11 protein-coding genes are annotated in these 11,993 nt (G+C 54.4%); 1 reads left to right on the forward strand and 10 read right to left on the reverse strand.

Going from position 1 to position 11,993, the window contains the following annotated elements; all coding sequences use genetic code 11:
- Positions 1–8: 8 nt before the first annotated feature.
- A complete protein-coding gene (locus IFT75_RS00975) occupies positions 9–971 on the reverse strand; it encodes an arsenic resistance protein (protein ID WP_122797584.1) in 963 nt (320 codons plus the stop codon).
- Positions 972–1,062: 91 nt separating this feature from the next.
- On the opposite strand from IFT75_RS00975, the gene IFT75_RS21540 reads away from it, so the two are divergent.
- Entirely contained in the window at positions 1,063–1,497 is a 435-nt protein-coding gene (locus IFT75_RS21540; protein ID WP_080898798.1) for a MerR family transcriptional regulator, read from the forward strand.
- Positions 1,498–2,001: 504 nt separating this feature from the next.
- Here the strand turns inward: IFT75_RS21540 and IFT75_RS00985 are convergent.
- The 9 genes from IFT75_RS00985 to IFT75_RS01025 form a co-directional block, all read right to left on the reverse strand.
- Complete coding sequence (locus IFT75_RS00985; RefSeq protein WP_192052855.1) at positions 2,002–3,366, reverse strand: reverse transcriptase domain-containing protein; 1,365 nt, start codon at positions 3,364–3,366, stop codon at positions 2,002–2,004.
- Positions 3,363–3,929, reverse strand: coding sequence for an SLATT domain-containing protein (locus IFT75_RS00990; protein ID WP_192052857.1), 567 nt, complete (start codon positions 3,927–3,929; stop codon positions 3,363–3,365). The genes IFT75_RS00985 and IFT75_RS00990 overlap by 4 nt, the downstream gene beginning before the upstream one ends.
- 360 nt (positions 3,930–4,289) lie before the next feature.
- Positions 4,290–5,258, reverse strand: coding sequence for a YiiX/YebB-like N1pC/P60 family cysteine hydrolase (locus tag IFT75_RS00995; RefSeq protein WP_192052859.1), 969 nt, complete (start codon positions 5,256–5,258; stop codon positions 4,290–4,292).
- Between the two features lie 204 nt (positions 5,259–5,462).
- Entirely contained in the window at positions 5,463–6,665 is a 1,203-nt protein-coding gene (locus IFT75_RS01000) for an XRE family transcriptional regulator (RefSeq protein ID WP_192052860.1), read from the reverse strand.
- On the reverse strand, positions 6,662–7,297 hold the full coding sequence (locus IFT75_RS01005; protein ID WP_192052862.1) for a hypothetical protein: 636 nt from the start codon (positions 7,295–7,297) through the stop codon (positions 6,662–6,664). The genes IFT75_RS01000 and IFT75_RS01005 overlap by 4 nt, the downstream gene beginning before the upstream one ends.
- 297 nt (positions 7,298–7,594) lie before the next feature.
- The gene (locus IFT75_RS01010; protein ID WP_192052864.1) at positions 7,595–8,305 is read right to left on the reverse strand and encodes a histidine phosphatase family protein; all 711 of its coding nucleotides are present in this window, start codon (positions 8,303–8,305) and stop codon (positions 7,595–7,597) included.
- A gap of 629 nt (positions 8,306–8,934) precedes the next feature.
- Entirely contained in the window at positions 8,935–9,681 is a 747-nt protein-coding gene (locus tag IFT75_RS01015) for a hypothetical protein (RefSeq protein ID WP_192052865.1), read from the reverse strand.
- A 136-nt stretch (positions 9,682–9,817) separates the two neighbouring features.
- A complete protein-coding gene (locus tag IFT75_RS01020) occupies positions 9,818–10,387 on the reverse strand; it encodes a hypothetical protein (protein WP_192052867.1) in 570 nt (189 codons plus the stop codon).
- A 243-nt stretch (positions 10,388–10,630) separates the two neighbouring features.
- Positions 10,631–11,617 (reverse strand): hypothetical protein, encoded by a 987-nt coding sequence (locus tag IFT75_RS01025; protein ID WP_192052869.1) that lies wholly within the window; start codon positions 11,615–11,617, stop codon positions 10,631–10,633.
- Positions 11,618–11,993: the final 376 nt, after the last annotated feature.

Consider the following 11,993-nt stretch of genomic DNA (forward strand, 5'->3'; position numbering starts at 1 on the left):
CCTGGCATCTACATTTTGCGCCACACCAAAGCAGGAATTGCTCGGATGTAAATTAGTTCGCTGACCAACTCAATCAGCGTTTGAGTAATGACTGCTGCCGCAGCGAGCCCTCTGATTTCCTCGGGCAAGGCCAATGCCAATGGCAGAACCACTAATGAGTTTCGTGTCGAGCTGCTGAAAGCGACTGATCTTGCCGTGCTGGCCGGTAACTTAAACGCCCGAGCCACCAGCGCACCTACCACTGGTGCCAAGAGCATGAAACCAATGTAGGCGGGAATAACAGGCAGCAGCTTGTCCATGTCTCTGACCACCGTTGAAATCTGAGAGCCGATCACTACGACCAATACAGCCGCCATAGCCGGTACAGGCATCCAGGCCCATGCGTTGTTCCAGCTTTCAACGATGCGTGATCTCTTTGCCCCGGCAGCTGTTGCTACCGCTAAGACCAAAGGCAAAGCGATCAGCATCACAAAGGCCTCAACAAATGGGCCTATAGAAATGACCACTGCTGAGTCGTTACCCAGCATGAAGGTCAGGTACACCGGCAGCAGCACAAGCTGCATCAAAAGAAGCAATGGGGTGGCCGCCAGAGTGAGTTTGGAGTCGCCTTTACCGATGTGGGTAAAAACCACCACATAGTCGATACAAGGCGTCAGCAAGACCAACAGGGCACCCACCAAAATCGCCGGGTGATTGGTTATCCCCATCGTCAATGCCCAAACCAGCAAGGGGATTGCCACGAAGTTGGCTGTGAGCAGCGCCGCCATGAAACGCTTATTTGCGAGGCCATTACGGAGATCCAAGAACGGGATCTGTAGAAACATGGCGTACATCAGCACTGCGATGGTGGGTGTCACCGTCAACCCTAATGCTTCAGACGCATTGGGGGCGAGCAGGCCTCCGAGGGCCGCGACAATGACCGCGATGAAGTAAATGGGAATCTGGTTCGTCTCTAGCTGTTCTCTGTCCACAAAATGCCCTTCAAGCGCGTGAAGTTATTTTCTGAAGACAGGTTAATATCTGTAGCTACTACAGGTTCAAGAAAATGCTTGGAGAATTTGCATGTCAGGAATCGGGGCGCTGTCGAAATCAACGGGTTGCCACATTGAAACGATTCGCTACTACGAGAAAATAGGCCTTCTACCTCCCGCCCTGCGGTCGGCTGGGCGGCATCGAATCTATACTGAAAAGCATCGATCAAGACTCGTCTTCATCCGGCAGAATCGTGAATTGGGTTTCCCGCTCGAAGATATCCGAGAACTCATCGCGCTCGCAGCAGATGCTGATCGTCCGTGCGCTGACGCGCTTTCTGTGGTCAAAAAGCACCTAGCGGAAGTAGAGTCGAAGGTAGCAAAGCTTCAGCAAATCCGGGTAGAGCTGCTCTCAATGGCAAGTATGTGTGAGTCAACATGCCTAGGTTCAAACACTCCAGACTGCACGATTGTTGAGTCACTTTTTGAACCTGCTGCTGGGGTTCGCTCTGGTTGCTGCTCCTAGACGAGTCAAGAGCATAGGGGGAGCAAGCTGCCATCGAAACTGAATAGCGCGATAGCCTCGACAGGGTGTTTCGAGCGTCTGTCTACACCAAACGGGCTGGTACGAGATGTGTTCGGCAGACGCTTACGTAGCTGCCATGACAACTCACCAGTGGAGCTGCTGGTTCGCAGCCTGAAGACTGAATGGATACCGACAGTGGGTTACATGAGCGCTGCGTTAGCGCAATAGGATATCGGCTAATTTCTGAAGGCGTGGTACAACTGGCGGCACCCGTATCAGTTCAACGAAGGCTTAGGGCCTGCCGTTGCTCAGGAAAAACTTAACGCAGTGTCCGGGATTAGTTGACCACTACAACCTCGATTCAAGCATCGGCAGAAGACGACGCAGAACCAGACACTACAGACATATCTAAGAATGTGGCGAAGATCGTGATGCGGGCCGCCTGATGCCCAATGAGGGGGGAGGGGGCAAGCAAAAGTCCCCGAAGGACACCTCATGGAATTGTCACGATGTCTGAGCGATATCCTCCTCCAACTCCCGCACCGCTTTGCTGACTTTGATTTCAAATCGGCGCTCCACCTCAGCTTCACTCAGCTTAAGAGCGTCATCGCCAAGCCACATGGCAAGCATCTCGCGCTTCTGGCTGACCTTGAGCGCATCGAGGTTCGGGATGTAGCCGTTGTTGGCTTTCATGCCTCTCCGCAGCTCGTAGAAGGTCTTGATCAGAGACTTTGGATGGATCTCACCGCTGGGGCAAAAGCGGTTTGTCAGCTTTCTCACCGTGTGATTGATGGCACGCAGTTGGGAAGTCGTGGTGATCTGGCAGAAGTAGGCAGCCCATCCGAGGCGTTTGCCTTTGAAGATGCACCCAGTGATCCTCAAATTGAGCTTCCACTGGCAGTAGGCCAGGGCGCGCTCCTTGTCGGCGGGACGTCGGGCCGTTACCAGTTTGTGCCGGTAAGCCGTGAAGATTTTGGCGATCGAAGACTCGAATCTGATAATGCTCTCGTGGCGGATCAACACCTGGCCGCCCTCGATCTGGTACCCCAGAAAACTAAAGGGGTCGGTCAAGCTCTCTACCTTGGACTTTGATCCTGGTTCAAAGTCATGCGGATTGAGCTTCAAAGCCTTCAATTCTGCGATGAGCTCCTGGGCCGTCGAGCGGGCCACGCCTTCCGGCCCTAAGATCAGGATGTCGTCAACGTAACGCTTGTACCAAATCCCCGTCCGAGCCTCGAAAAGGCTATCAATGCTCTGCAGCGAAATCTCGGCAAGCACATTCGAAATCGCGAGTCCTTGCGGTACGCCCACTGTAGGACGCTCGGCTCCTTTACTCCCCTTGGACTCTGAAACCGTGGGGGTTGTGAGCGCGTCGGTGATCAACTGTCTGAACTCGGGTTTCCGGATTTTCTTCTGTGTTGCTGCGGTTACCAGTTCATGGGGAATGGACGGGTAAAAGCTCTTAAGATCGATCTTGGCGTATTCGGCATACGCACCGGAATTCAGCGCAGTTTTCAGGGAGTCGATGACAGTCTGGGGAAGTGTGAGTTTGGCCGTGGGGAAAACGTCTGATAGGCAGTTGCACAACGCGCGCAGGACGATTCTGTCCCTGGCGGTGGGAATTGATAATTGCCGAGGCGGTGACGATGCGCCTTTTAGAATCAATTTTTCCTTGTAGGCCGTGAAACGATACTCCCCCCGGTGAACCTTCTCGACGATGTGATCAAGCTCAGCGGTCAAGTGCTTATCGAGGTTAGCCGGGCGCACTCGGTCGAGGCCAATGGCCCCGGAGTTTTTGATCCTGTCGGTGTAGATTTCTTGTAAACGCTTTTGGGTAAAGATTTTTTTGAAGCTTTTCGCCGCGCTCATGGCCGGTTCCAGAAAGCATAGAGGCCTGCCAACACGGGAAGAGCGTAAAGCAGCGTCGTGATCAGAAATCGCATGGTCAGCCAGAGCGCGGCAGAAAAATACTCAAAGCCTGTGAGGGGGCGAGTGGTGGCCCCGGTCGCAAAAACACGCGCGATTCGATCATCGATTTCCCGATGATTTTCCGATTCAGCCAGCAGTTCGTCATATCTGCTGATCTGTTCGGGCGTTGGTGGAGGGGGTGGGGAGGTCGGCGAGCCTTCGGGCAATCCCCGATGGAGCTTCTGCAGCGCAAGATAGTTGGTGCGCATCAGCATTGCGCGGCCCCGAAAGTCGCGGTTCGCAACCGCAAGCGAAATGCCGAGCAGCGCAACCGAAAGGATCGTCGCCATGACATCGGTATCTGGGCCAAGGATGGTGCTATGTCTGATGGTCAGCACCCCCAGCGCCGTGCTGAGGATCGCGTACCATACCAACAAGAGCTGCGAGTGAAAGTCCAGCCACTCCAGGCGCTTATGAGCCTGAATACGTGCCTTGTAAGTGAACCAGACGCTATCCTTTTTCACGCACATCTCTCCATAGAAATTGGTGAAGGAGCGGGGGGATTTGAGTACCGTTGAACATCCCGTAGGGATCAGTGGGCCGAAACCCAACAGCCGAAGCTGTTAATTATCAGAACCGCCCTCGTTCGCACGAGAGGAAATACCCACCCCTTCATGGCTGATTCTACAGTGCCATCATGAATCGTGGAAGCTACCTACATACTCGACCGCCCCCTTCCGCTGGCCTTTGAAGACCTGCTTCGCCCCCGAGGCTTCGCTGTGCCCATCCCGCGCAGCGTTGGGATTGAGTGCCTTGCCAACTATTGTTTTGCGAGCCCACCTAAACCCTACCGTTGGATGAGGGCTCACTCAGGTCGGCCTCGCTTACTTCGAATGATCCCAAAACGTATGATTCATGTCGTTTTCAATGTCCCGGATCTTTTTAACGAGCTCCTTGGCTTCATCCTTATCCACCAGTTTCTTACTAACCAGGCGCTGGATGTCGTTGACTTGCTCCCTGCGCTCCTCAAAGCGCTTTCGATTCAATTTGAGCCCTTCGATCATCAGCCGTGATGCGACCTTCATTAGTTGGGGATACTTCATGCAGAAGTCGACCGCTGGTCTCACCTGCTCAGTAACATCGTCCCATTCAAAGTGATTGTCGGCCAAAGCATCAAACCGCCCTGGGCTTAGAACACTGTCATTAGGAATTCCAATGCTCGTGATGCCCGTGTGCAGGTAAACCTTGCGTACGAGCTCGGAGCAATAGGCTGCCGCTTTCATCGGCTTTTTTGACAGGCGGATTTTGTAGGGTTGAGCCAGGTAGAACGCGCAGGCGCGGTAGACGGAATCGGTGTGCTCAGAAGCCAGCTTTTTACAGCGGATCACCCTCCAGTCTGCTTTCACATCATTCAAGACTTCGGATATCAACCGATTAGTTACACCGGCGCTTGGCATAGCATCAATGCAAACATAGTCCGCATGAACAAGCGCAACATGGCTTGAGCGGGCGCGTTCGTAAGAGTATTTTTGTCCTTTCGTGATGATTTTTGCGCCAAACGTGGCACCCGTACACAGGATAACGTCCCCCGCATGCAGGAGACCGTCGACGCTGGTTGCCTCTTGGATGAAGGAGTTGTCCTCACCTCGGATCATGGCACGATAGATGTGCATATGCTCGGCGGGTATGCCTTCGATGCGGGCGGTGAAATCAATCTGCGCATCGCTCTGCGCTCGAATTTGCGCGAGAACCTGCTCACTTTTTTCCTCCGACGACATGGTCGCAAAAATATCAGCGGCAGCAGCGTGCCGAGCATTCTGCTGCATTTTATCTAGATCTATCTTGAAGCCCATGTCGTCTTATACCTAATATCTTCATCCGCCCAGCGAGGGGGATTGGAGTTCTGGAGCCTGTTCTTGCAATCCACACGCATGACGTAGCCCCAACGTTTCTAGGCCGCAGGTTTCTTTGGCCAACAGATGCGATAAACGGGGGCAGGATTTCAAGTAATGGCGCGAGCGCCCAACATTGGCCGTTCGCCAAGCAGCAGATTTGAATCATCTACCCCGACTGAAGGGGAGCACTACACCACTGTCCTCAGACTTAACCAGCGAATCGCCGCTAACCATGGACTTAAGCTTCGCCAGATGGAAAACGGAAGCTTTCCCCGACAGATAACGCTCAGGCAAGCCCGCCAGTTTTTCCACATCGTTTGCAGCCAAACCGATATAGCTCGATACCGACTCAATCGGCATGACCCCAGAAGAGGACAACAACTCGATCGTACGCTTGAGAAGGCGAGGTTGTTCAGGGGCGCGCGCATCATCACCTGGCTCAGATTTAGCTCCCCACCTGGCTGACCTGCGTTTGAACAGAACCAGCTTCGCATCAGCGTCGATGATCTTGAGCGCTTCAAGACGCATGATCATGGCGGCGACCGAGACGCCCCAGCGCTGTTTCAGCAACAGGAGGCTGTCCAGTGTGACCGGAGTCCTGACATCAGCAGCAAACGTTTCTGCCGGCAGCAAGAAAGCTCCCGCGAACCGGTGAGCCTGCGATTCCATCAACTTGTAGCGCTCGGGGTCGGTGGAGCGGTCAATACCTTTGTGCAGAATGAGGTGACCGAGTTCATGCGCAAGGTCGAATCGACTGCGAAAGCCATTGCCCTTGTCGGCGGAAAGCAGGATCAGCGGCCTTTGAAGCTCGTGGCTCCAGGCTGAAAGTCCTTCGATCGGTGCGATACCGGTTTCTTCGCGAACCACGATAACGCCAGCTCCCTCCACAGCCAGTGCCAAATCAGGAATTGCGCGACGGCCGAGACTCCAGAGGTCTCTGCACTCGCTGGCCGCTTCCTCGATATCGGAATTGGCAATTTGCTGAGGATCCGTGAACGACCTTACGGGTAGGTTAACGTCCGGGAAATCGACAAATTCGGTCATCGCCAGGACGATGTCCTGCGTCCATTCAAGCCGAGCTTCCAGCATCGCTCTTGCGGAGACATGCGCGGACGCGTTGCTTCTGAAAAGAGGCAGCGATCCTTTCGTGGGAAGAGGGCGAGTGAACCATTCAGGGCTGACATTGATGACCTTTGAGAGGCTGTCCAGTGCCTCCGCTTCGGGTGACTGCTGACCCGATTTCCACTTGCTGATCGTGGCGGGCGACACGCCGACCATGGCAGCAAGCTGTACCTGAGAAAGAGCGCGGGCAGCCAACGCTTGAATCAATCGACCTGGCTGGAAATCTGGAATACCCCGGCTCATGTTTCTTCCTGTCCTCCGAGCTCGATGAGGCCCGATTTGAGTTTTACTTTTGCATTGTCGGCCTGTTTAGGAGCCGCTTCATAGCGATCTAGGAACTGGCTTAAAGGTTCACGAAACAGCCAGCCATCCATTTTCGGATTGGGCACCGCGATATAGACCTGCAGCGGCGTCTCGGGATGATGATGCAGTGAACCGCTGAAACGTGCGACGAAGAAGAACGCCCCGGAGTTCATAGCCTGAGGCCCAAAAAGGGATGGCTGCACCAGTTGGCTCATAGCCTCATTCGCTTCGGCCAGCTCACGTCGGACGATGCTACGAGTGGGTCGATTCCAGTTCGTCGTGCTCATGTTCAAGCGCGCGAATTTGAACACTCCTGCCTGGCCCACGATCACCCGGTTGCCTTGGGGGGGGATCAATTCAGCGTTAGATGCCTCCAGCAAGTCGCTGAAGCGCTCGTTCATCAGGATGTGCCGCATGTGCCCCAGAGCAGTTTTGCGCTGCTTACTCACCTCCTTTGTCACCCCGTAAGCCTGTAGCGCACCGGCAGCAAAGGCGTCTTCGACACCCATCACGAGGTCACGAGAGACATTGGCGATTAGCAAAGCGGCAATAGCTTCGGAGGTTAGGTTCATTAAGTCATGCTCTGGTTTCGTATATCGAGATTATATGGCGTTAAAATTTCGTGTAAAGAGGTAACGTAGGTGAATTCGCATCGCTGAGCCGCAAGTGTGAGGATGGATGCCTGGACGGCCGAGACGCAGGCAGCGCCAAGGCTCGGTTTACGACAGCCGGCTCCAGCAGGGCACACGTAAATGACAGCCATTTAGACTCTCAACGCATGAAAGCGGAGATTCGGACAGCTATTCGAGCCTGCCCCAATCAGATTTCGAACGCGGGATAAAGGCTCGTAGTACGCAAGTCACGGGAGTCTACGGTATGGGCCCCACAGATTGATCAGTGCAAAACTCGTCTATGAATTTCACATTCCCATCCTCGCTGAGCTGATATTCAAACGTCCAACGGCCAGCTCTCAACATGAGCTCGTAGCCCGCGCAATTCGCCAATGGCTGCTCCACATCAAGCTTGCGGAACCGACGCATTAGCTCAGGCTTTCCACCCGTCTCTCCATGCTTGATAAACCAGGCCACAGCTCTTATGAACTGGCCGTGGCTGAAAGCCAAAATCTGATTTGCTTCAGCCGCCGCTAGACGATCAAGCATGACCTTCGCGCGCTGTAGCAACTCTATGAAAGACCCCGCGCCAGGGCCATCGATAAGCTCCATGTCTCCGGTCTGCCAGTAACCATCAGCCAAAGGCTTTCGATCTGCCTGGGTCGTTCCAGCTAAACGCCCAGGGCTAAGGTATGTGAACTCCTCAACGGCCCAGATTTCGAAAGGGGTATCAGGAAACCGCTTAGCCGTAGGTAAAGCCGTATGGATGGCGCGCTCGAACGGAGAGGCGATTATCAGGTCGGGCTCGGACTTAATGCTGCCGGCGAGTGTGTGGGCCTGAGAATGGCCGAGTTCGGTCAGAGGGATCGAGTCTGGGGAGGTGGTGGCCAGGCCGGCGTTCGCAGCGCTCTGAGCATGCCTGACTAGCCGTACGACTTTGGTGGGGTCGGCCTGAGTGCTATTTGTCATCGCAGGATCACCCGCCGCTGCCAAGGGTAGAGCATTATGATCTACGCACTAGGTGCCTGTACTCTTCGCGTGCAGCGATGATCTGATCACGAATCTCTTCGGGGTCTATCGACATGCCGCCGCGTTCAGTAACCCTCAATGTTTTGAGCTGGTTAGCCGCGTGGATGAATTCCTTCTCACGCCGGATCTCCCATTCCGGCCTTGTGTCCCTAAAGAGCCGTTCAAGCAGTGCATTTAGCCAGCGCATGTTGCACCTCCGATGAGCCCGCTCAAAATCCGATTGATGCTTTCCGTTACCAGGAGCTTACTCGCTGGCACCGTTGAGAGAAATCCTCGGATCGCGTCATCGGCAGAAGATCTTGCACTGCTCTGTAACGCCTGAGCTGACACATGGGTTGGTCAGGCCGCGCCACTCGTGATCTCGGTGCAGTGGGCTGGGCAAGCGGAGCGCGCAGGCATGAGGATGGAAGCCCAGCGGGCCAAGACGATGCGATAGCAGAGGCTTGGTTCACGACAGCCGGCTCCGGAGGAGCATGCCAAAACAAGCATCAACGAAGAAAACAGCAGATGGCCCTGCAGCCTCTACCTTGTTGGAGCAAGAAAACCGTTTGCTACGAAAAACCTCACAATCACATCAAGATTGAATTTCCAATTTTGCCTTTGCTCGCTACGGAGTAGCCAGCCCATTCCATCTGCTGATCAGAGTGATGCTTGGCATCTGAAACGAATCGTTTACTTGCCTTGGCACCCAAGCGCAGTTCACTGAGTACAATCCGAGGATTTTGATGCACAAGTCCCTGGAGCAGTCCTTGGATTAGGCCAGCATCCACCGTTGCTTGATACGCGCTCAAGCCGCCGAAGTAGGTGACGAGTAGTGGCCTGAGGTGATCTTGAGATTGCTCACTCAAATCTAGGTGGATCGTGGCTAGGTTGAAATGCACTCCAACGCCAGGATCCGACGTCGCATACCATGATCGGTAGTGCTCCAGCGCTGCTGCAGATGGCTTACAGGCGCGGTAGCTCTCTTCGCACTGAGTCGTGGTGGCATTCATGATGCAGACCACGTCATCATCATCCAATGCGCCTATGTTCCTAAAAAAGCTGCAAGTAGCCCGCAGGGTGCTCGTTGCCTGCACTGAATCCTGCTGGAGCTCAATCGCTAAGAATCCTTTGAATGCCTGGAAAGCAGTGACGCTGCATGCATAGCCCTCAACCGCCCCAATGATCACCAAGAACGCGTCGTAGAGGGCCAGGCAGTCGAGGCTGTCATGACCTCCACACTGGCCCTTGGCGGCCCCAGGGGTGAGCATTTCCTCCAGGGCCGCACGGTCGAAGTAGCACATCCCCTTAAGCTTGATTTGTTCCACTGTCAGCATGTTGATGTCCGCATGTGATTCGGCTGACGTAGCTACGACAGTACGCCGAAATTAGTCGGAGACGTCCCTGGTAGGATCAGGTCTCGGGATCGATCTGAAATTTGAACGGGCCGCATGTGAGGTACCGACCTTGTGACTATTCGGACTTGGAGGAGGGGGCTGCGAGTCCGGAATGAACGCACACACCTAATGTAGGAAAGAACGGCCAGTCGTCATCGTTAGCCTCGATGCCATGATCAAACACAGGCGGTTCATAGTCGGCGATACCCAGCGAGTTCGACTCCAAAATTTCCTTCACAACCCCCCAATATGGATAGTCCGAACGGGCTGAATAAACGTCAGCCTCGCTGGAAAAACTGACGTGATAAAACCGAATAGGATCAATCGCCACGAACTTTTCCCACATCGCCTCAAGGGCAGGAATCGTGTCGCTCGTGGTGGCGCTGTCGAGAAAGACGCTGAGGCAGTCGTCGTGGAACGCAATCAGTTTCACCGGGGAGATGGCGCCGCGAATGTGCATGTGCTCCAGGGCTGTGAGGAGGCGCTCATCCAGATAGTCGCCATACAGCAAACAGAAAGTCTGCTTGGCGGCTTGCGGTAGCGCCTCGAGATTCGGGCCCTTCCACTGCAGACAGCTGCAGATGATGTGACTGGGAGCGTCATTGGGTGACGCAGGATCGCACTCGGGATGGAACAGAGCTGGCATAAGCATTTCTCCTCTATGATGGGGAAATGAAGCCGTCGGCAGGGGTTTGGTCAAGCTGATGAGCCGCGAAAAATAATTTTTCCGACGGAATATCAGTATCTTAGGAGCATACCGATAAGATCCTTGGCTAGATTTTGCCGCAGTACTTTGCGTGAAAAGTCGACCACGTTGTGAGTTGCATCAGAACAGGAATGTCGAGCGGCTGGGCTTCGATGAACGAAGCCCAGCGCTCAAGCAAGCATGTCAGGCCTTGGGCGTTCTATCGATCCCGCGAATGTATTGCGACAACAGCCCAGGCCAAGGATGGCCCATTGCAGCAGCCAGCGCGTCGCGGGTTGGGACTGAACGATGTGCGATGGCACACATGATGAACGCCTCTCGTAGTGCCCGAATGGACACGCTCTGAGGATCGATTTGAGCTTCCAGCCACCAGGCCCGCAAAATCCGTTTGAGCTCAAATTGAGTCATAGGATGATTCGGGTTCTTGTGGGAGGTAAACAGGTAGTCCCCGTCCGAAAGCCCACTTTCTTCTACGTACTGAGACAGCACTGCTGTACTCAATGCGGGCAGCCTGTACGTCATTCGCTTGGGTATGGAAATCGAAGCCTTAAAACCATCGAAAACCAAACCATCACCTTGAATGTATCCTGCTTTGAGATGTAAGAGTTCCACTTGCCGAATTCCTGACAGCGCGGCGACACACAATGCACGATCGCGAAGACTGGTAATACGATCTACTGCCTCTGCGAGGGCTTTGAGGTCTTCTTGGCTCAAGGGCGTGATCAGCAAGGAGCGGTTCGGGGCGCGCGAGACCTCGAAATCAAGGAGGTCTGGCTGGCTACGCGCGGGCGCTGAACTCGCACTTGATTCCTGCTTCATGCGAAAGCTCTTGAAGGCCAAAAGCTCGTGCAGTGGCAATGCCATCACCAACGAGTTTATTGCCCCATCATCAATCTCAGCAATTTCGTGAAGTTTCGCGTGCAGGTAGATCGCCGTACTGACGGAATCCCGCACCTCTGCCAATGAGGGAACGGGAGCATCGGGCAGGCAGGTTTTTGATGACTTCAATAGGTCGTGAAAGTCACGATACCCAAGCCCTGAAGCGAGGACTTCGTGGGCCACCATGAGGCTGAGACCATCAATGATAGGCCAGTTGGAACGTAGGGTATTGGCAATACGTTTGAAGCGGCGATTCCGCTCGAGATCGAACGGATAGATAGGAACGCGCACGGCATTTCTCCAGGGTCAGGATGTCGGCTGCTCTCTGACTCTTGTCGAAAGCCTGCGTGGTGAGGAATGACAACCTGAGGCCCATGGCCTTTTGCGAACCGACCGCTCGATCCAGTGAACCGATGGCTCTTAAATTAGCATACCTGCCGCTGTTGTCTAGTTGCCCTCATTCGTACTCTTGGACGTGGAGACACTTGCTGTCGGTGGCAATCCAAAGCGCGGCGCTGTACACCACAACTCACCACTACATCCGCCTACGATGATCTCGAGTCGGTTCCGAGAGCCGAGCGGAGTGCGCAGCCCGATTGGCTGACGGCTTGAGCATGAAAGCCCGCAGGTCAAGACGAAGGCTTAATTCACGACTGCCGTTCCGAGA

Origin of the sequence: Pseudomonas sp. CFBP 8758 (assembly GCF_014841725.1) — a bacterium.
Taxonomy (GTDB): Bacteria; Pseudomonadota; Gammaproteobacteria; order Pseudomonadales; family Pseudomonadaceae; genus Aquipseudomonas; species Aquipseudomonas baltica.

Bases quoted from the DNA above. Each gene is read 5' to 3' on its own strand.
- IFT75_RS21540 (WP_080898798.1), top strand. From the start codon at position 1,063: ATGTCAGGAATCGGGGCGCTGTCGAAATCAACGGGTTGCCACATTGAA.
- IFT75_RS00985 (WP_192052855.1), bottom strand. From the start codon at position 3,366: ATGAGCGCGGCGAAAAGCTTCAAAAAAATCTTTACCCAAAAGCGTTTA.
- IFT75_RS00995 (WP_192052859.1), bottom strand. From the start codon at position 5,258: ATGGGCTTCAAGATAGATCTAGATAAAATGCAGCAGAATGCTCGGCAC.
- IFT75_RS01000 (WP_192052860.1), bottom strand. From the start codon at position 6,665: ATGAGCCGGGGTATTCCAGATTTCCAGCCAGGTCGATTGATTCAAGCG.
- IFT75_RS01005 (WP_192052862.1), bottom strand. From the start codon at position 7,297: ATGAACCTAACCTCCGAAGCTATTGCCGCTTTGCTAATCGCCAATGTC.
- IFT75_RS01010 (WP_192052864.1), bottom strand. From the start codon at position 8,305: ATGACAAATAGCACTCAGGCCGACCCCACCAAAGTCGTACGGCTAGTC.
- IFT75_RS01015 (WP_192052865.1), bottom strand. From the start codon at position 9,681: ATGCTGACAGTGGAACAAATCAAGCTTAAGGGGATGTGCTACTTCGAC.
- IFT75_RS01020 (WP_192052867.1), bottom strand. From the start codon at position 10,387: ATGCCAGCTCTGTTCCATCCCGAGTGCGATCCTGCGTCACCCAATGAC.